The sequence below is a fragment of the Pseudomonas sp. DTU12.1 genome, from assembly GCF_009873475.1.
Classification (GTDB): domain Bacteria; phylum Pseudomonadota; class Gammaproteobacteria; order Pseudomonadales; family Pseudomonadaceae; genus Aquipseudomonas; species Aquipseudomonas proteolytica.
On the sequence record NZ_CP045254.1, the window covers coordinates 2,202,247 to 2,220,910 of the forward strand.

The 18,664-nt window shown below is 60.5% G+C and carries 23 protein-coding genes; 13 read left to right on the forward strand and 10 right to left on the reverse strand.

Annotation, left to right across the window (positions count from 1 at the left end):
- Positions 1-15: 15 nt before the first annotated feature.
- Both GDV60_RS09840 and GDV60_RS09845 read right to left on the reverse strand, forming a co-directional pair.
- Complete coding sequence (locus GDV60_RS09840; protein ID WP_104911979.1) at positions 16-2,526, reverse strand: ABC transporter permease; 2,511 nt, start codon at positions 2,524-2,526, stop codon at positions 16-18.
- Positions 2,526-3,209: an ABC transporter ATP-binding protein gene (locus GDV60_RS09845; protein ID WP_029297972.1), complete on the reverse strand. Its 684-nt coding sequence runs from the start codon at positions 3,207-3,209 to the stop codon at positions 2,526-2,528. The genes GDV60_RS09840 and GDV60_RS09845 overlap by 1 nt, the downstream gene beginning before the upstream one ends.
- Before the next feature lie 10 nt (positions 3,210-3,219).
- Between GDV60_RS09845 and GDV60_RS09850 the strand changes: the two genes are divergently transcribed.
- The 3 genes from GDV60_RS09850 to GDV60_RS09860 are packed head-to-tail and all read left to right on the forward strand — an operon-like array spanning position 3,220 to position 5,206.
- Positions 3,220-3,825 carry an arylesterase gene (locus GDV60_RS09850; RefSeq protein ID WP_133715662.1) on the forward strand — a complete coding sequence of 202 codons (606 nt, stop codon included), beginning with the start codon at positions 3,220-3,222 and terminating at the stop codon, positions 3,823-3,825.
- A 56-nt stretch (positions 3,826-3,881) separates the two neighbouring features.
- Positions 3,882-4,178 carry a hypothetical protein gene (locus tag GDV60_RS09855; RefSeq protein WP_029297976.1) on the forward strand — a complete coding sequence of 99 codons (297 nt, stop codon included), beginning with the start codon at positions 3,882-3,884 and terminating at the stop codon, positions 4,176-4,178.
- Positions 4,179-4,237: 59 nt separating this feature from the next.
- On the forward strand, positions 4,238-5,206 hold the full coding sequence (locus GDV60_RS09860; protein WP_159907001.1) for a L,D-transpeptidase family protein: 969 nt from the start codon (positions 4,238-4,240) through the stop codon (positions 5,204-5,206).
- 134 nt (positions 5,207-5,340) lie between these two features.
- On the opposite strand, the gene oprI is transcribed toward GDV60_RS09860, so the two are convergent.
- A complete protein-coding gene (gene oprI / locus GDV60_RS09865; RefSeq protein ID WP_003172710.1) occupies positions 5,341-5,592 on the reverse strand; it encodes an outer membrane lipoprotei OprI in 252 nt (83 codons plus the stop codon).
- A gap of 614 nt (positions 5,593-6,206) precedes the next feature.
- Here oprI and GDV60_RS09870 point away from each other — a divergent pair.
- Positions 6,207-6,488 (forward strand): GNAT family N-acetyltransferase, encoded by a 282-nt coding sequence (locus GDV60_RS09870; protein WP_029297992.1) that lies wholly within the window; start codon positions 6,207-6,209, stop codon positions 6,486-6,488.
- A 56-nt stretch (positions 6,489-6,544) separates the two neighbouring features.
- Here the strand turns inward: GDV60_RS09870 and GDV60_RS09875 are convergent, their stop codons facing one another.
- Positions 6,545-7,621: a 3-deoxy-7-phosphoheptulonate synthase gene (locus tag GDV60_RS09875; protein WP_029297994.1), complete on the reverse strand. Its 1,077-nt coding sequence runs from the start codon at positions 7,619-7,621 to the stop codon at positions 6,545-6,547.
- A 145-nt stretch (positions 7,622-7,766) separates the two neighbouring features.
- Here GDV60_RS09875 and GDV60_RS09880 point away from each other — a divergent pair, with 145 nt between their 5' ends.
- From GDV60_RS09880 to cysB, 5 genes are all read left to right on the forward strand, one after another.
- Positions 7,767-8,144, forward strand: a complete 378-nt coding sequence (locus tag GDV60_RS09880; RefSeq protein ID WP_029297997.1) for a hypothetical protein — start codon at positions 7,767-7,769, stop codon at positions 8,142-8,144.
- Positions 8,141-9,103 carry a putative 2-dehydropantoate 2-reductase gene (locus GDV60_RS09885; protein ID WP_070995450.1) on the forward strand — a complete coding sequence of 321 codons (963 nt, stop codon included), beginning with the start codon at positions 8,141-8,143 and terminating at the stop codon, positions 9,101-9,103. The genes GDV60_RS09880 and GDV60_RS09885 overlap by 4 nt, the downstream gene beginning before the upstream one ends.
- Before the next feature lie 9 nt (positions 9,104-9,112).
- A complete protein-coding gene (locus tag GDV60_RS09890; RefSeq protein ID WP_029298003.1) occupies positions 9,113-10,030 on the forward strand; it encodes a 5'-nucleotidase in 918 nt (305 codons plus the stop codon).
- Positions 10,031-10,100: 70 nt separating this feature from the next.
- Entirely contained in the window at positions 10,101-10,601 is a 501-nt protein-coding gene (locus GDV60_RS09895) for a universal stress protein (protein WP_104911983.1), read from the forward strand.
- A gap of 104 nt (positions 10,602-10,705) precedes the next feature.
- Entirely contained in the window at positions 10,706-11,680 is a 975-nt protein-coding gene (gene cysB / locus GDV60_RS09900) for an HTH-type transcriptional regulator CysB (RefSeq protein WP_010176165.1), read from the forward strand.
- Between the two features lie 5 nt (positions 11,681-11,685).
- Here the strand turns inward: cysB and GDV60_RS09905 are convergent, their stop codons facing one another.
- On the reverse strand, positions 11,686-12,168 hold the full coding sequence (locus tag GDV60_RS09905; protein ID WP_092235217.1) for a GreA/GreB family elongation factor: 483 nt from the start codon (positions 12,166-12,168) through the stop codon (positions 11,686-11,688).
- 13 nt (positions 12,169-12,181) lie between these two features.
- A complete protein-coding gene (locus GDV60_RS09910) occupies positions 12,182-12,550 on the reverse strand; it encodes a hypothetical protein (RefSeq protein ID WP_092235220.1) in 369 nt (122 codons plus the stop codon).
- A gap of 132 nt (positions 12,551-12,682) precedes the next feature.
- Between GDV60_RS09910 and earP the strand changes: the two genes are divergently transcribed.
- Both earP and GDV60_RS09920 read left to right on the forward strand, forming a co-directional pair.
- Positions 12,683-13,816 (forward strand): elongation factor P maturation arginine rhamnosyltransferase EarP, encoded by a 1,134-nt coding sequence (gene earP, locus GDV60_RS09915; protein WP_159907002.1) that lies wholly within the window; start codon positions 12,683-12,685, stop codon positions 13,814-13,816.
- A 49-nt stretch (positions 13,817-13,865) separates the two neighbouring features.
- The gene (locus tag GDV60_RS09920) at positions 13,866-14,438 is read left to right on the forward strand and encodes an elongation factor P (protein WP_029298017.1); all 573 of its coding nucleotides are present in this window, start codon (positions 13,866-13,868) and stop codon (positions 14,436-14,438) included.
- A 61-nt stretch (positions 14,439-14,499) separates the two neighbouring features.
- Here the strand turns inward: GDV60_RS09920 and GDV60_RS09925 are convergent, their stop codons facing one another.
- The 3 genes from GDV60_RS09925 to GDV60_RS09935 all read right to left on the reverse strand — a co-directional run bounded on the left by GDV60_RS09925 (position 14,500) and on the right by GDV60_RS09935 (position 16,643).
- Positions 14,500-14,919, reverse strand: coding sequence for an organic hydroperoxide resistance protein (locus tag GDV60_RS09925; protein ID WP_070995455.1), 420 nt, complete (start codon positions 14,917-14,919; stop codon positions 14,500-14,502).
- 252 nt (positions 14,920-15,171) lie between these two features.
- Positions 15,172-15,615 carry a MarR family winged helix-turn-helix transcriptional regulator gene (locus tag GDV60_RS09930; protein ID WP_159907003.1) on the reverse strand — a complete coding sequence of 148 codons (444 nt, stop codon included), beginning with the start codon at positions 15,613-15,615 and terminating at the stop codon, positions 15,172-15,174.
- 77 nt (positions 15,616-15,692) lie between these two features.
- Positions 15,693-16,643 carry a LysR family transcriptional regulator gene (locus GDV60_RS09935; protein ID WP_104911987.1) on the reverse strand — a complete coding sequence of 317 codons (951 nt, stop codon included), beginning with the start codon at positions 16,641-16,643 and terminating at the stop codon, positions 15,693-15,695.
- A gap of 109 nt (positions 16,644-16,752) precedes the next feature.
- Between GDV60_RS09935 and GDV60_RS09940 the strand changes: the two genes are divergently transcribed.
- The gene (locus GDV60_RS09940) at positions 16,753-17,502 is read left to right on the forward strand and encodes a sulfite exporter TauE/SafE family protein (protein WP_159907004.1); all 750 of its coding nucleotides are present in this window, start codon (positions 16,753-16,755) and stop codon (positions 17,500-17,502) included.
- Here GDV60_RS09940 and GDV60_RS09945 read toward each other — a convergent pair.
- A complete protein-coding gene (locus GDV60_RS09945; RefSeq protein ID WP_159907005.1) occupies positions 17,492-18,373 on the reverse strand; it encodes a LysR family transcriptional regulator in 882 nt (293 codons plus the stop codon). The genes GDV60_RS09940 and GDV60_RS09945 overlap by 11 nt on opposite strands.
- A gap of 67 nt (positions 18,374-18,440) precedes the next feature.
- Here GDV60_RS09945 and GDV60_RS09950 point away from each other — a divergent pair, with 67 nt between their 5' ends.
- The gene (locus tag GDV60_RS09950; RefSeq protein ID WP_133715657.1) at positions 18,441-18,650 is read left to right on the forward strand and encodes a DUF1127 domain-containing protein; all 210 of its coding nucleotides are present in this window, start codon (positions 18,441-18,443) and stop codon (positions 18,648-18,650) included.
- Positions 18,651-18,664 lie beyond the last annotated feature (14 nt).

The following is an 18,664-nucleotide window of genomic DNA, read 5'->3' on the forward strand; positions in this document are numbered from 1 at the left end:
CCGGCTTTTTTTGTTTCAACCTTCGCGCAATACCGCCAGCGGGCTGGCGTTCAACGCCCGACGCGTACCGAATACCCCGGCACCACCGATCAACACGGCACCAATCAGCGGAAGCACCAGCAGCCACGGATGGGGGTGCCAGACCAGGTCGAAGGCATAGCGATACAGGACCAGCGTCACCAGTTCGGTACCCAGCGCCGCCAGCAGTCCGCTGACCGCACCCAGTAGCCCGAACTCGATCCGCCGGGCCTTGACCAGCAACTTGCGTTCCGCCCCCAGGGCGCGCAACAAGGCGCCTTGGCGGATGCGTTCGTCCAGGGTGGCCTGAAGGCCCGAGAACAGCACCGCCATGCCAGCCGCCAGGACAAACAGCAGCACGTACTCCACGGCCAACGTGACCTGGGCCAGGATGCTGCGCAATTGGGCCAGCAGCGCCTCGACCTGCAGGATGGTCACTGCCGGAAAGGCTCGGGACAGATCGACGATCTGCTGGTCATGGCCGGCGGCCAGATAAAAGCTGGTCAGGTAGGTGGCCGGCAGGTCCTTGAGGGTGCCCGGTTGGAAGATCATGAAGAAGTTGGGTTGGAAGTTGTCCCAGTTGATCTCCCGCAGGCTGGTGACGCGGGCCTCACGGTTTTCCCCGCCAACGGTGAAGATCAGGTGGTCGTTGAGCTTGAGCTTGAGGCTGTCGGCGACCTTGGCCTCGACCGACACGCCTGGTATGGCATCGCCCGGCTGATCCGACCACCAGGTGCCTGATGTGAGGGTATTGCCTGGGGGCAGGTTGGCGGCCCAGGTCAGGCTCAGGTCCCGTTGTATCGCACGATCGCCACTGGAGTCCTTGCTGACAATTTCCTGCACCGGCTCGCCGTTGATGCTGATCAGGCGTCCCGGTACCACGGGATACAAGGGCGCTGCCTGCGCCTGCAGTTCAAGCAGGCGGGCACCGAAGGCGTCCTTGTCGGCCGGGAGGATGTTGAGGGCGAAATAGTTGGGAGCATCCTTTGGCAACTGGTTCTGCCAGGTGTCCAGCAACTCGCCACGCAGCAAGGCGATCAAACCCATCGATAGCAGGATCAGGCCAAACGCCAGGGACTGGCCCGCCGCGGCCAATGGGTGGCGTAACAACTGGCCCAGCCCCAGGCGCCAGGGCAGGGCGGCGCGTGCCAGCAGGCGGCGCAGGCTTTGCAACAACAGCAGGAGCAGGCCCCCGAGGATCAACGCGGCGATAACCCCACCGCCCAGTAGGGCGAAGGTCAGCACCAGGTCCAGGCTCAGGCGCCACATGATCAGGCCCAGGGCAAACAACGCGGCCCCATACACCATCCAGGTACTGGAGGGGATCGGCAGCAAGTCGCGACGCAATACCCGCAGCGGCGGCACTCGGCCCAGGGCTGCCAGAGGGGGCAGGGCAAAACCGGCCAGGGCCACCAGCCCGGTACCGATGCCGGCTACGGCGGGTAGCAGCCCACCCGGCGGTACGTCTGCCGGCAGCAGGTCGTGCAGCAGGTAAAACAGCCCCAATTGTGCGAGCCAGCCCAATGCCGCGCCGGCGAGGCTGGCCAGCAAGCCCAGGACCGTCAGCTGCAGGCTGAACAACAGCATGGTTTCCCGGCGCGACAGGCCCAGGCAGCGCAACAGTGCGCTGGCGTCGAAGCGGCGGCTGGCAAAGCGGTTCGCCGACAGCGCCACGGCCACCCCGGACAGCAGCACGGCAACCAGGCTGGCCATGTTCAGGTAGCGCTCGGCCTTGCCCAAGGCACCCCCGATCTGCTGGTTGCCGTCCCGTGCGTCCTGCAGGCGCTGGTTGGCGGCCAGCCCCGGCGTTATCTGGTCGCGATAGGTCTGCAGGGCGGTACTGGCTGGTGGCGCACGCCACAGCTCGCGGTAGCTGACCCGGCTGCCCGGCTGCACTACGCCGGTGGCCTCCAGGTCAGCCAGGTTGATCATCACCCGAGGGGTGAGGCTATAGAAGTTGCCCGCCCGATCCGGCTCATAGGTGAGGACGCGCGCCAGGCGCAGGGTTTTCATGCCCACGTCGATGCTGTCGCCGACTTTCAGGTCCAGTGCTGTCAGCAGACGTGCCTCGACCCAGGCTTCACCGGCTTTCGGCCCGCCGCCCGAGGTTTCTTCGGCGAACGGTTCGGCCGCGCTTTTCAGTTGGCCGCGTAGCGGGTATTGCTCGTTGACTGCCTTGATGCTCGACAGCTGAATGCCGTTGTCGGTGGCGATGACGCTGGAAAACTCCACCACCCTGGCGTGCGTCAGGCCCAGTTGCGTGCCGCTGGTGACCTGCTCGGAACGGGCAGGGGAGCTGCCCTCCAGCACCAGGTCGGCGCCGAGGAACTCGGTGGCGCGCAGTAGCATCGCGCCGTTGAGCCGCGCCCCGAAATAACCGATGGCGGTGCTGGCGGCCACGGCCACCAGCAGGGCGAAGAACAACACGCGCAATTCACCGGCGCGGGCATCGCGCAATAACTGGCGTAGGGCAAGGCTGAACAGGCGCAACAGCGGCAAACGTGCCATCAAGGCTCCAGGGGCTCGACCATCAGGCCGGCTTCAAGGCGGATCAGGCGTCGGCAGCGATGGGCCAGGCGCTCGTCGTGGGTCACCAGCACCAGGGTGGTACCGTTTTCTTTATTGAGTTCAAACAGCAGGTCGCTGATGCGCTCGCCGGTGTGGCTGTCGAGGTTGCCGGTGGGTTCATCGGCAAACAGCACGTCCGGCTCGGCCGCGAACGCCCGGGCAATCGCCACGCGTTGCTGCTCGCCGCCGGAGAGCTGGCGGGGTGAATGGGTCAGGCGCTGGCCCAGGCCGACACGTTCGAGCAAGTGCCTGGCGCGCTCGCGGGCGTCTTTGCGCCCGTCCAGCTCCAGGGGCAGCATGACGTTTTCGAGGGCATTGAGGCTGTCGAGCAACTGGAACGACTGGAACACAAAACCGACGTGTTCAGCGCGGATACGTGCCCGTTGATCCTCGTCCAGGACGCTCAGGGCCTGGCCGGCGAGGGTCACTTCACCGCTGCTGGGCAGGTCGAGCCCGGCCAGCAGGCCAAGGAGCGTGGATTTTCCGGAACCGGAGCTGCCGACGATAGCCAGGCTATCGCCCTTGTTCAGTTCCAGGCTCAGTTCGTGCAGGATGGTCAGTTCACCTTCCGCGCTGGGAACCACTTTGCTAAGGTTCTGCGCGGTGAGAATGCATGCGCCCATGGAGAATCCGATGCGAATATGGTTTTTGAGTGCTGGCCTGGCCTTGATGTGCATGGCCCAGAACGCAGCGGCGGGTACTGTCCTGATCGTTGGCGATAGTATCAGTGCCGGTTTCGGCCTGGATACCGGCAAAGGGTGGGTCGCACTGCTGGAGCAACGCCTCAAGAAGGAGGGTTTCGCCGATAAAGTGGTCAACGCCTCCATCAGCGGCGACACCAGTGCCGGAGGCTTGGCGCGGCTGCCGGCGGCGCTTGCAGAGCATAAGCCCGACGTGGTGGTTATCGAGTTGGGGGGTAACGACGGCTTGCGTGGGCAGCCGCCTGCGCAATTGCAACAAAATCTTGCGTCGATGATTGACCAGTCCAAGGCCGGTGGCGCCAAGGTGTTGCTGCTGGGAATGCAGTTGCCGCCCAATTATGGCCCGCGATACACCACTGCGTTTGCCCAAGTCTACGGTGCGCTGGCCAAGGAAAAAAACGTTCCGCTGGTGCCGTTTTTCCTTGAGGGCGTGGGCGGTCATCCGGAGATGATGCAGGCCGATCAACTGCACCCGGCAGTCGGTGCCCAGGCCAAGTTGCTGGAAAATGTCTGGCCGACGCTAAAACCGCTGTTATGACGCTTTTCTAGCAGCGGTCTTTCGGCTAAGGTGGCGCCCCCGATTTGGAGCCCCCGATGTCGTCGCGTCCTGCCTGGTCCTTGTTTGCCTACCAACTGATCGAGCCCGACGAGCAGCTGGATCTGTTCGCCTGCCAGGAAGTGAAGGTGCATCTGGTGACGCGCCAGTTGGAGCTGGGCGGTACCATCGATCGCACGCTTTGCGGCACATTGCTGCCTGCCCAGCCACGCTGGTCTTCGGTGGATCGTTCGATCTTCCAGGACCAGCGCCTCTGCCCCTTGTGCCGGGCGATTCTCGAATCGCAAAAGCGGGGTACGCCGCCTATCTGGCCTGAACTGCGCTTCGAGCTTTAAGGGCAGGTACACGCTACAATCGCCATTTTACCCCCGTCGATCTGCGAAGGATTTTCCGGATGTTGTCGCGCCTGCCTGTCGTCACCCGCTGCCTGTCTCTCGCTGCCTTGTGTGCAGCCGGTCCTGTTGCCGCCCTGCAACTGCCCCTGCCACCACCGGGTGAAGACATTGTCGGCCAGGTCCAGGTGATCAAGGCCAAGTACGAAGATACCTTTGCCGACCTGGGGGTGACTTATGACCTGGGCTATTCGGAGATGGTCGCGGCCAACCCCGGCGTCGATGCCTGGTTGCCGGGTGCCGGGGCCGAGATTGTGCTGCCGACCCGTTTCATTTTGCCGCCGGGTCCCCGGGAAGGCATCGTGATCAACCTGGCCGAGTACCGCTTGTACTATTACCCCAAGGGCCAGGACGTGGTGTACACCTTCCCGCTTGGAATCGGTCGTGAAGGCTGGGGCTCGCCGATTGCCCATACCAGCATCATCGCCAAGACTCCCAATCCGACCTGGACCCCGCCAGCGTCAATCAAGGCCGAGCACGCTGCCGACGGCGACCCGTTGCCCAACGTGGTGCCGGCAGGTCCCGACAACCCCCTGGGGCCGTTCAAGTTCACCCTGGGTACGCCGGGCTACCTGATTCATGGTTCCAACAAGAAGTTCGGCATTGGTACCCGTACCAGCCATGGCTGCTTCCGCATGTTCAACAACAACGTGCTGGAGATGGCCAAGATGGTCCCGGTGGGCACGCCTGTGCGAATCATCAATGATGCCTACAAGTTCGGTATCAGCGGCGGCAAGGTCTACCTGGAAGCCCATGCGCCATTGAACGACGATGGCACGCCGTCGGTGGTCGACAAGCACACGGCAGTCATCAATGCGATGCTCAAGCGCGAAGACCTGGCCAACAACCTGCGGGTCAACTGGGATGAAGTGCGTGATGTCGTCGCGGCCGAAGATGGCTTGCCGGCGCAGATCGGCGAGCCGGGAGCGGCGCCGATGGTCACCGGCATGCCGGTCGATTTGCAGCAGTAACACCTGCCGTCAATCGAAGCCCGCCATGGATTGCTCCTGGCGGGCTTTTTATTGCCTTGGATCCATAGCTGAATCCCAGGCAATAAAAAGCCGATCCAAAAATGGATCGGCTTGATAACAACCCCGAAGGATTATTACTTGCGGCTAGCTTTTTCAAGCATACGCAGAGCGCGCTCGTTAGCTTCGTCAGCAGTCTGTTGTGCTTTTTGAGCAGCAGCCAGAGCTTCATCAGCTTTACGGTAGGCTTCGTCTGCACGGGCCTGGGAGCGAGCTGCTGCGTCTTCAGTTGCAGTCAGACGAGCTTCGGTTTCTTTGGAGACGCTGCTGCAACCGGTAGCCAGAACTGCGGCCAGAGCCAGAGCAGAGAATTTCAGAACGTTGTTCATCGTGTTCCCCTTCAAGGACTTTCTATTTAATGGCTACTATCTCAGAGTGAGCTAATAGCCGGCGTACATACTACCCATTACTTGTAGTAAGTAAACTGACGTAGCGCAAGAAGCAAAAAAAATTCTTGTGCCGAATCTATTTTGGCTAATCTTTAGCGAGTTTGTATAAAAAATATCCAGTTTTTGCTGCGCAGGCAAACATTGGATCCAGGCTGAAAGCACCGCCTGGCAAGTGTTAAACGTTGTAAGCCGATGTCAATTTATATATCTGCGCAAATACTATTGTTCAGATTGCCCGGGCGCTGACGGGCATCTTTCGCGCATGTAGAGGTGACTTTAAAAGCGGCGCTTCGTCTCAAGCTTCAACTGCCGGCAATGTTCAGGCTATCGACCACCGGATGTTCGATCAGCCCTTTCTATGTCCGCCAGCCTGATGGATGACGAGCGTCCCTTGAGCAATGACAGGATTGGTGCCTACTATTCCTTGGTGCGGGGCGTGAGTGCTGTAGGGCTTTTCTCGTTGTCGAAACCGGCACGGGGTGGCGTAGATGTTCCTTCGCCGGAAAAACATCGGTAAGGTAGGGGTCAGAAACCAAGACCCGCGAGGAGTAGTGATGAGCGAGGCGTTGTCCATCCACCATGACCAGGCTGGTCATCAGTTCGAGACCAATGTGGACGGTCATCGTGCCTATCTGACCTACATGGACCTGGGGAAGCAGACCCTGGATATCTACCGCACGTTTGTGCCCAATGCCCTGCGTGGGCGCGGCATTGCTGCTGCGCTGACCGAAGAGGCGCTGCAATACGCCGAGAGCATGGGTTATACGGTGATCCCGTCCTGTTCCTATGTGGAGCGCTACATGGAGCGCCACCAGCGCCATGCCGCGAAGCTGTGAAAGCAAATATGCGCACATAAAAAAACGCCGGGCTTAGCCCGGCGTTTTTGTGTGCGTCAGGTACGTTTGCGCTTGGGCAATACGTCCTTGAGCTTGGCGTGCATGCTGCGCAGGGTAGTCTCGGTGGCAGACCAGTCGATGCAGGCATCGGTGATCGACACGCCGTATTGCAGGTCGGCCAGATCTTTTGGAATCGCCTGGCAACCCCAGTTCAGGTGACTCTCGACCATCAGGCCGATAATCGACTGGTTGCCTTCCAGGATCTGGTTGGCCACGTTCTCCATCACCAGCGGTTGCAGTGCCGGATCTTTATTGGAATTGGCGTGACTGCAATCAACCATGATGTTTGGCTTGATCTTCGCCTTGGTCAGCGCCTGTTCGCACAAGGCCACGCTGACCGAATCGTAGTTGGGCTTGCCATTACCGCCACGCAGTACTACGTGGCCATAGGCGTTGCCCTTGGTGGTGACGATGGACACGCCACCTTCCTGGTTGATCCCCAGGAAACGATGCGGGCTGGAAACCGACTGCAAGGCGTTGATCGCCACGGTCAGGCCGCCATCGGTACCGTTCTTGAAACCCACGGCCGAGGACAGGCCAGAGGCCATTTCGCGGTGGGTTTGCGATTCGGTGGTACGTGCACCGATCGCCGACCAGCTGATCAGGTCTTGCAAGTACTGCGGGGAAATCGGGTCCAGGGCTTCGGTGGCCGTGGGCAGGCCCATTTCAGCCAGGTCCAGCAGCAACTTGCGGCCGATATGCAAGCCGTCCTGAATCTTGAACGAGTCGTCCAGGTACGGATCGTTGATCAGGCCTTTCCAGCCGACGGTAGTACGCGGCTTCTCGAAATACACGCGCATCACCAGGTACAGGGTGTCGGACACTTCCGCAGCCAGCACCTTGAGGCGCTCGGCGTACTCATGGGCAGCCTTGAGGTCGTGGATCGAGCAAGGGCCGATCACCACGAACAGGCGGTGGTCAGTGCCGTCGAGGATGTCACGAATGACTTCGCGGCCCTTGGTGACAGTCTGCAGGGCAGCGTCGCTCAAAGGGATTTCGCGCTTGAGCTGATCGGGCGTGATCAGGGTCTCGTTGGATTCGACGTTTAGGTCGTTGATCGGTAAATCAGCCATCGTGTTACTCGTCAGGGTCACGGGTGCCGGCCGCCAGCGAACCCCGTGCGGCGGAGCACAGCATGATTTAAATGCAGCGGGGAGCCGAACCTTAGCGCGTACAAGCCTGCTCGACAATGGGCAATTGCGCGTGTTGTCGTGTGGCCTGATAGTGTGTTGCCTGGTTAAAGGTGGTGGTGCGGATCGAGTGAAAGCGTTTGAATTGACGGATTTGGATATCGACCAGCAGTTGCTGGCGCTGCCTGGTGCTTCGCTGCTGGTGTTTACCAGTGTCGGCTGTTCCAGTTGCCGTTGGGCGCGCCAGCAGCTACCCGGCTGGAATCTGCCGGTGGCGCGCATCTGCTGGGTCGACGCTGGGCACAATGGCGGCGCGGTTGCGCGCTACGGGATCTTTCATTTGCCGGCTTTATTTGTAGTGTGCGAGGGTCAACTCCACGGCGCACTACAGGTGGGCCTGAACCCGAGTGACCTCAGCGACGCTATAAATGAGGCGCTCCAACAAGAACCAGAGGAGTTGCCATGACGAGTGCAGTTGAACCTGGGCCGCGCATCGGGATTATCGGCACCGGTGCCATCGGTGGTTTTTACGGGTTGATGCTGGCACGTGCCGGTTTTGACGTGCATTTCCTGTTGCGCAGCGAATATGCGGCGGTGAGCGAACGTGGCTTGCAACTCAATAGTTCGGTGCATGGGGCCTTGAGCCTGCACCCGGTCCAGGCCTATGCCAATGCGGCCGACATGCCGCCTTGCGACTGGCTGCTGGTGGGCACCAAAACCACCGGCAACGTTGAGCTGGCACCGACCATTGCCCAGGTGGCGGCGCCGGATGCCAAGGTCGTGCTGTTGCAAAATGGCCTGGGTGTCGAGGACGGCCTGCGCGAACATTTGCCTGAGTCCCTGCATTTGCTCGGCGGGCTTTGTTATATCTGCGTACACCGTTCCGGGCCGGGGATCGTCGAGCACCAGGCCATGGGCCGGGTCAGTCTTGGCTATCACAGTGGCAATGCCGCACAGGATGCAGACCGCCGCCAGGCGATTGTGGAGGAGGGCGCCGGGCTGTTTCGCCAGGCCGGGATCGACTCCCAGGCCATGCCTGACCTGGACCAGGCACGCTGGCATAAGCTGGTGTGGAATGTGCCATACAACGGCCTGTCGGTGCTGCTCGGTGCCAATACCTCGGAGTTGATGGCTGACCAATCCAGCCGGGAATTGATCCAGGGCCTGATGGCCGAAGTGGTGCAAGGCGCCCATGCATGCGGGCATGAAATCGCACCTGGCTACGCCGCGCAGATGTTCAACATGACCGAGCGTTTGACGGACTATTGGCCCAGCATGTATCACGATCATCTGCACCAGCGCCCCCTGGAACTGGCTGCGATCTACGCCCGTCCGCTGGCTGCCGCCCAGGCCGCCGGCTGTGAAATGCCGCGGATGCAGGCGCTGTATCAAGCCTTGGGCTTTATTGATCGACGCAACGGCTGAGGAACAGACATGGCCAAAGGCATGAGCGACAAACTGGTACTGGCGATTTCCTCGCGGGCACTGTTCGACCTGGGCGAAAGCCACAAGGTTTATCTGGCCCAGGGCGTCGAGGCCTACCGCAAGTACCAGATCGACCACGAGGAAGAAATCCTTGAGCCCGGGGATGCGTTCCCTCTGGTCAAGAAACTCCTGACCCTCAATGCCAGCCTGGGCCGCGCGCGGGTCGAGGTGGTGCTGGTGTCGCGCAACAGTGCCGATACCGGTTTGCGCGTGTTCAATTCGATCCAGCATTACGGCCTCGATATTTCCCGCGCGGCCTTTGTCGGTGGGCGTAACCCCCACCCTTACCTGGCGGCGTTTGGCTGCCACCTGTTCCTCTCCACCCATGCCGAAGATGTGCGCAGCGCACTGGATGCAGGTTTTGCGGCGGCGACCATTCTGTCTGGCGGCGCCCGCCGGGCTTGCAGTGCCGAATTGCGGATTGCCTTCGATGGCGATGCGGTGCTGTTTTCCGACGAGTCCGAGCGCGTCTACCAGAGCGGCGGCCTGGAAGCCTTCCAGGCCAGCGAGCGGCAAGCGGCCCGCGAACCGCTGCGCGGCGGGCCATTCAAAGGGTTCCTGGCCGCCCTCAATCTGTTGCAGCGCGAGTTCCCCGATGAGTCCTGCCCGATCCGCACGGCGTTGGTGACGGCGCGTTCGGCCCCGTCCCACGAACGGGTGATCCGTACGTTGCGCGAGTGGGACATCCGCCTGGATGAGTCGCTGTTTCTCGGCGGCCTGGAAAAATCCGCGTTCCTTGAGGCGTTCGCCGCCGATGTGTTTTTTGACGACCAGGCCGGCCATTGCGAGAAAGCCAGGGAGGTTGTGGCCACCGGGCATGTGCCCCATGGCGTGAGCAATGAGCCAAAAGTCCAGGTCCAGAGCTAAGTTCATCGCAGTCGCGGAGGCGCTGCTAAGCTGAAACAATCCCCGCCATCCTGGCAGCCCGGGAGGTTCTATGATTCGGTCGATGTTGTACGCCTCAGACCTGGGTGTTTATGCGCCTTACGTGATGCAGCATGCGCTGGCGATGGCACGCACGTTCAAGGCGGATCTGTATGTGATTCATGTGGTAGAGCCGATCGGGCTGTTCGCAGAGTCGGTGCTTCAAACCTATCTTGATGAACAGGCCTTGAGCGAATGGCAGAGCCAGGGGCTCGATACAGTAATGGCGAACATCGAGCAGCGGATGCTGGACAGTTTTCGTGAAGAGTTGAAGGACGGCGAGCAGGACTTGCAGGCGATTCATTCGGTGCGGGTGATCCAGGGGGATCCCGCCCAAGTGATTCTCGACCAGGCGCAGAAACTCTCGGTGGATTTGTTGATCGTAGGGAGTCATAGCCAGGGCACAGGGATCCCGACGCCACTGGGACGTACCGCGGCGCGGGTGTTGCAGTTGTCTCGGGTACCGGTCTATCTGGTGCCTTTGCGGCAGTGTCGGCGCAGTGATGATGTGTGATGGGGCGTAAACGATAAAAAGTTCTAGATTTATCGATCCAACCTTTAATATAGTTATATACCGTCGCTGATATCCGTGGCGTCTATCTGCTTTGAGGGACACATATGAAGCTTCAACAATTGCGCTACATCTGGGAAGTGGCGCACCACGACCTCAACGTTTCCGCCACGGCTCAAAGCCTCTACACCTCGCAACCGGGTATCAGTAAACAGATCCGCCTGCTCGAAGACGAATTGGGCGTCGAAGTGTTCGCCCGCAGCGGCAAGCACCTGACCCGCGTCACACCCGCTGGTGAGCGCATCATCACCACGGCCGGTGAGATCCTGCGCAAGGTTGAAAGCATCAAGCAGATCGCCCAGGAATTCTCCAACGAGAAAAAAGGCACCCTGTCGATCGCCACCACCCACACCCAGGCCCGTTATGCCCTGCCGCCGGTGATCAGTTCGTTCATCAAGCAGTACCCGGACGTGGCCTTGCACATGCACCAGGGCTCGCCGATGCAGATCGCGGAAATGGCGGCTGACGGTACTGTCGATTTTGCCATCGCCACCGAAGCCCTGGAGCTGTTCGGCGACCTGGTGATGATGCCGTGCTATCGCTGGAACCGCTGCGTCGTGGTGCCCCAGGGGCACCCATTGGCCAAGCTGCCGAAGCTGACCCTGGAAGCGCTGGCGGAATATCCGATTGTCACCTACGTGTTTGGCTTCACCGGCCGCTCCAAGCTCGACGAAGCCTTCAGTCATCGCGGCCTCACGCCCAAAGTGGTGTTCACCGCGGCTGATGCCGACGTGATCAAGACTTACGTGCGCCTGGGCCTGGGCGTCGGCATCGTGGCCAAGATGGCCGTCGATACCAAGCTCGACAGCGACCTGGTGGTGCTCGATGCCAGTGAACTGTTCGAGTCCAGCGTGACCAAGATCGGTTTCCGTCGTGGCACGTTCCTGCGTGGCTTCATGTGCGATTTCATCGAGAAGTTCGCCCCGCACCTGACCCGTGAAGTCATGGCCAAGGCGATCCAGTGCCACAACAAGCAGGAACTGGAAGAGCTGTTCGACGGCGTTGAACTGCCGGTTCACTGACCGACCTAGCGGGCCTCGGTCACCACGAACTGTTGCCGGGCGCCCGCTACCAGTATCTCTACCTCATCCCCCTCGAACTTGCCCAGCAGGCTTTTGCCCAGCGGCGAGCGAGGGGTGATGACGGTCACCAACTGCCCCACCACATAGACTTTCAGGCCTGCCGCGTCCGGCGCGAGGAACAGCCATTGCTGGCGGTCGTTGTCATCTTCGAGGCCGAGCAGGGCGCCTACTTCGATACCCCGTTGCTCATCGTAGGGTCGCAGGCTCAGGTTTTGGCACAACACCAGTGACTGTCTGATTTCCTCCACGCGCTTGGCTTGCCCGGCGGCGAGGTAAGACGCCTCCAGGCCCAGGGTGTCGTATTTGTTCTCGGCGATGTTTTCTTCGTGGGTCGCGGTCTCGTAGGCGGTTTGCGCGGCGCGTTGCGCCACATTCAGGTCGGCGGCGAGTTTTTCCAGGATCAACTGGAGGACGGCATGTTTATTCATGGGGGCTTGCGGCTCAATCACAGAATTGCAGGACGTTGGCCCGGCTCTTGTCGCTGGGGGCGTTCTGGTCCTGCTGGAGCCAGAATTGGCATTTGGGGTTGGACAGGTTGCGCGGGTTGGCCCGCGCCTGGTCCAGCGTCTGTTGTTGTTCCTGCTTGTGCAGGTTCTGTTGGTATTGCTCAAACATTTGGTTGGGCGGCTCTGGCGTCACGGTCGGCGGCGTGCCCAGTTGTTGCACGGCCTGGGTGACGGCGGCCACAGGTTGTTCAAGCAGGTAGCGCGAGGCCAGCCAGCCTGTCAGCGCGATTGCGACAAAGCCCAGCCACAGGCCCAGGGCCACGGCAATACTGAGTTTGAACAGCGACATCGGGCGATCGGACATGGCGGCCTCCTGGCGGACGGTTGCGGTGAGCGAGGGATTGTCGCATAGCCAGCGTGCAGAATAATCGCGATCAACCCTTCTGCATGACGGCATTTATGCGGACAATCGAGCCTTTGAATGATGGAGCCCGGAATGAAAGCCCGCTGGGATATTTTTTGCAGCGTCGTCGACAACTACGGCGACATCGGCGTGACCTGGCGCCTGGCCCGGCAATTGGCAGCAGAACACGCCTGCGCTGTGCGCCTATGGGTCGATGATTTGCGGGCGTTCGAGCGCATGTGCCCAGAGGTGGATGTGCAGTTGGACCAGCAGTGGCAAGAGGGCGTCGACGTACGTCACTGGTCACAGGACTGGGCGCCTACGCCAGCGGCTGATGTGGTGATTGCCGCATTTGCCTGCCAATTGCCCCATGACTATATGGAGGCCATGGCGGGGTGCGAGCACTCGCCACTGTGGATGAACCTCGACTATTTAAGCGCCGAGGAATGGGTGGTCGGTTGCCACGGCCTGCCGTCGGTGAAGTTCAAGGGTGTGCAAAAGTATTTCTTCTTCCCGGGATTTCGCCCTGGCACGGGGGGCTTGCTGCGTGAGGCCGGGCTGATCGAGCGGCGCCAGGCCTTTCAGCGTGATTTGCAGGGCCGGCAACAATTCCTGCAAGGGCTGGGCGTCTTTCCCGCAAAGGGCGCGCGGTTGATGTCGCTGTTTGCCTATGAAAACGCCGGGCTGGCCAGTTGGCTGGACGTGTTGGCGGCTGATGGGCAAGCCACTCATCTGTTGGTGCCGGAAGGGCGCATTCTTGGCGACGTGCAGCGCTGGTTGGGTGTGGAGGCGTTGGCCGCAGGGGATATTCACCTGCGCGGGACGCTGACGGTACAGGTGCTGGCGTTCGTGCGGCAGGAACAATACGACCGCCTGCTGTGGTGCTGCGACTTCAATGCGGTGCGCGGCGAAGACTCCTTTGTGCGTGCGCAATGGGCTGGGCGCCCGTTGCTATGGCACATCTACCGCCAGGACGAAGATATCCACCTGGACAAGCTCGATGCCTTCCTCGCGCTCTATACCCAGGCCCTGTCGGCACCCGCAAAAGCCGCGCTGATCGCCCTATGGCAAGTCTGGAACACCGACAGCGATATGGCCTCAAGCTGGAAAATCCTGCTGGGGCATTGGCCGGAACTGACCGAGCACGCCGAAAAATGGTGTCTGGAACAGGCCTTGCAGGCTGATCTTGCGACGGCGCTGGTACAGTTTTATGAAAATTGGATATGATACGCGACCTTGATTTTTGTAAATCCCATCCAAATTTCGGATATTCGTAATGAAAACTGGTAAAGAACTGAAACCCGGTACCGTGATCCGTATCGACAACGACCCTTGGTTGGTTCAGAAAGCTGAGTTCACCAAGTCTGGTCGTAACAGCGCAATCATGAAGACCAAGCTGAAGAACCTGCTGACCGGTTACAAGACCGAAACCGTATACAGCGCCGATGACAAGTTGGACGACGTAATCCTCGACCGTAAAGAAGCGACCCTGTCCTTCATCAGCGGCGACACCTACACGTTCATGGACACCACCGACTACACCATGTACGAGCTGAACGCTGAAGACATCGAAGCCGTTCTGCCATTTATCGAAGAAGGCATGACCGACGTCTGCGAAGCGATTTTCTTCGAAGAGCGCCTGGTTTCCGTAGAGCTGCCGACCACCATCGTGCGTAAGGTTGCCTACACCGAAGGTTCCGCTCGCGGCGACACTTCGGGCAAAGTGATGAAGCCGGCCAAGCTGGCTAACGGTACCGAACTGCAAGTGGCTGATTTCATCGAAATCGACGACCTGATCGAGATCGACACCCGTGAAGGTGGTTCGTACAAAGGTCGCGCCAAGAAGTAATTCTGGCGTTACTGATAAAAAACCCGACCAAGAGTCGGGTTTTTTTATACCTGATGACCAGTCACACCGTGATATGCAAACGCACATCGACGTTGCCACGGGTGGCATTGGAGTAAGGACAGACCTGGTGTGCGGCATCCACCAGGCTTTGCGCCTCATCTTGTTCCAGGCCGGGCAGGGACACGTGAAGGTCGATGTCCAGGCCAAAACCACCGGGGATCTGGCCGATGCCCACATGGGCGGTGATCGAGGCGTCATCGGGGATTTTGCGTTTGCTCTGGCTGGCGACGAATTTCAGGGCGCCGATAAAGCAGGCCGAATAGCCCGCGGCGAACAGCTGCTCGGGGTTGGTGGCCTGGCCGCCAGCGCCGCCCAACTCTTTGGGTGTAGAAAGTTTGACGTCGAGAATGTTGTCGCTGGAAACGGCACGACCATCACGGCCGCCAGTGGCGGTGGCTACTGCGGTATACAGAGTTTGCATGGGAGATTCCTCGCGGCTTGGTTTGCGCTAAAAGTTTGCGCGCTAAGTAAGTGGCGAGGTGAATGTATCGCGCAAATGTTTAGCGCGCAATATAAATTTCCAAACTCATCCCAATCCCTGTAGGAGCCGGCTTGCCGGCGAAAATCGCGAGCGATAACGCGGTGTGCCTGGTGCCCAGCGTCGCACTCGGGTTTTTCGCCGGCAAGCCAGCTCCTACAGGGGGGGGATGTTCGGTCGAAAACAGTGTGAGGGTCAGACGCTACCCTGCAGGTTCCTGCGCAATTCCAGCAAATCCGCCTGCAGCTTTTGCAGTTGCTCCATCTGCATACCGCTGGCGCCGAGAATGCATTGGGGGATATCCATGGCCTTGTCCCGCAGCGCTCGGCCGGTTGCGGTCAGCTCTACGACGACTACGCGTTCATCGCTACGGCTACGGGTGCGACTCAACAGGCCCTCGGCTTCCAGGCGTTTGAGCAGCGGTGTCAGTGAGCCCGGATCGGTCAGCAGGCGGCTACTGATTTCGCCCACGGTCAAACCATCTTCTTCCCACAACACCATCATCGCCAAATACTGTGGGTAGGTCAGGCCAATGGCTTGCAGCAGGGGTTTGTAGACCTTGGTCATCAACAACGATGTGGAGTGCAAGGCAAAGCACAGTTGGTTGTTGAGGAGCAGGGAATCGCAAGTGTCGGTCATGGCTGTGCCTTAAAACGTATTTGCTGTGGAATCTAGCGGCCAAACCTTTAACGCGCCAGATAATTCTGTGGCAGCGGTCAGCCCCAGCCGCTTTGTAACGCCAGATCCCACGGTGGAACAGGGCTGAAACGGCTCTTGAGGTACTCCAGCAGCAGGCGGCTGCGGGCGTTGGCCTGCTGTTCCAGGCGCAGGGCGTAGATGCCAGCGGTTTCTGCGGTAGGCAGGCCGTTTTCGCAGAACAGCGGTACCAGTTCACCGCGCACCAGATACTCGCTGGCCAGCCAGGTGGGCAGGTGTGCGATGCCCAGCCCGGCCAGGGCGCCGGATAGCAGGGCTTCGGCATTGTTGGCGCTCATGCGGATGCGTTGCGGACGGTAGGTGTTCTTGCGGCCATCGAGTTCAAAGCGCCAGGCGAACGTTGGCGCCAAGCCTTCCCAGTCCAGGCCATCATGCTCGTTGAGCTGGCTGGGATGGGTCGGAGTGCCGCGGTTCTTCAGGTAGACCGGGCTGGCGCAGGCGATGCGCACGATGCTGGCCAGCGGCGTGGCGATCAGCCGTGTATCGACGATATGCCCCGCGCGCAGCACCAGATCAACCTTGCCCAGGTGCTCGCCCTGCATGTCGACAAAGCTGTCGATCAGGTGCAGGTGCACATCCAGCCCCGGGTAGACCGTCAGAAAGTCTGCGATTGCGGGCGCCAGGTGCCGCCGCCCAAACGCGGCGGGTGCATCCACGCGAATCAGGCCCTCGGGCGCATGGCTCAAGGACACGGCCTCGGCTCGGGCCAGTTGCAGCTCCCGGACAATCCGCCGTGCACGCTCGGCAAACGCCGTGCCTGCCGGCGTGGGCAGCACCGCATGGGTACTGCGCAGGAAGAGCCGGCTACCGACGGCACTTTCCAGGCTGTCGATCCGACGAGCCACGGCGGAAGGCGTGAGGGGGTGGCGGCGCGCGGCAGCAGAAAAACTGCCTGCCTCCAACACATCGAGGAACAGGCCCAGTTGATCAGTCAAGGTGGTGGGGTTCATGGGGGCTCGCTTATGCGGATCTGGCATAGCCATTGTGCGTTGCTGTGCGTTTCCATGCCAGAGGGGACTGCGTAGCATGCAGGGCTTGAGACGGTGCAGGGGTGTAGTTGTGGTGGATATGGCGATGTATGTGGTGCTGGGCGTAGCCCTGGGTACCGTTGGTGGTCTGTTTGGCATCGGCGGCGGGCTGATCGCGATCCCGGTGCTGGGCGTGCTGTTCGGCCTGGATCAGCAAATCGCCCAAGGGACTGCGTTGGTGATGGTCGTGCCCAATGTGATGCTGGCGTTGTGGCGTTATCACCAGCGCAATCGGATCGAGCTGCGTCATGCCTTGCCACTGGGGCTCATGGGCTTTTGTTTTGCCTGGTTGGGGTCGATCTGGGCGGTGGGGATCGATGCGGGGATCATGCGTATTGGCTTTATTGCGTTTCTGGTGGCGCTGTCGGCATACAACCTGTTGCGCATGGTCACCAGCAATGCGCCACCGTCACCGCAGATGCGCTATTCCTGGCCGTGGCTCGGGGTGTTGGGGGCGGTGTCCGGCTCCATGGGCGGGTTGTTCGGCGTCGGTGGTGCGGTGGTTGCAACCCCGGTGTTGACCAGTATTTTCGGCACCACCCAAGTGGTCGCCCAAGGCTTGTCCCTGGCGCTGGCTTTGCCCAGTACCAGCGTCACGTTGGTGACCTATGCCTGGCATCAGGAAGTGGATTGGCTGATCGGCGTGCCCCTGGCCTTTGGTGGGTTGCTCAGCATCAGTTGGGGGGTGAAGATCGCCCACGCGTTGCCGGAGCGATTGCTGCGCGGGTTGTTCTGCGGCTTCCTGGTGGTGTGCGCGGTGATGTTGACCTTTAAGGTCTGAAGCCCTCAACAATGTACTGCGCCAGGCATTCGGTGATCGGGGAGGCCATGGCGGGATTGCGTAACAGCCGCAAATTGACCATCGGCAGGGTGCCGAAGCCCTCGTCGTTGCCGAGTATGCGCAGATCGTCGGTGACCAGGCTTTCCATCATCACCATCGCGGCCAGGCCTGCACCGACTACCGCTTGAATCGCTACGCCATTGGAGCTGTGATAGGCCAGGCGATACGGACGCCCCGCGGCATCCAGCGCCGCGGTGGCCCAGTGCGTGCAATAACTGTCCATGCCGGAAATTGCCAGGGGCAGGACTTCATGTTCGTCCACGCAGAAGCAGTGGGAGGCCACCCAGACCATACGCTCGGTGCGCAGCAGTTCACCGACCTCGCTCCCCGGTTCACGACTGATAACGGTCAGTGCCAAGTCACGTCGCTGCATCAGCACTGGCGTGCCTTCGCAGTGCATCTCGATCTGGATCAACGGGTACGCCTTGGAAAACCGCTGGAGAATGCCGGGCAGGTAGCGCATCACGTAGTCGTCCGGCGTACCGATGCGCACCAGCCCGACCATGTGCGGCTCACGCAAGGTATTGAACACCTCGCTGTGCAGCTTCAGGATGCGCCGCGCATACCCCAGCAGCACCTGGCCTTCGGGCGTGAGCTTGACCTGTCGGCCGTCACGCTCGAACAGCTTGCGTTGCAGCACGTCCTCTTCCAGGCGCTTCATCTGCATGCTTACCGCTGACTGAGTGCGATTGATCTGCTCGCCAGCCCGGGTAAAACCACCCAGGTCGGCAATGGCGACGAAGGTGCGCAGCACTTCGGTATCGATACTGGGGTAGTTGGGCAATTGATCAATCTCTGAGATGTATTTCATAAAAAACATTCGTTGGATTGATGTTAGCGCCAGGCACAGACTTTAGTCATCCCCAGTGGAGGGCGAGATGATGAAAGGTCGAATCGATCAAGGGTTACTGGCGAAGCGCCGCTTTGCTGGGCTGTTTCAAAGGGTTTCACGTTGGTACGCCCTGCAGTGCGAGCGGCAATTGCTGGCAGAGTTGAGTGATGAATCCCTCAAGGATATCGGCTTGACCCGCAGGGATGTCGAGCATGAGCGCCACCGGCATTCCTGGAACGATCCTTTGGGTAAATGACGGCTTCGCGCTAC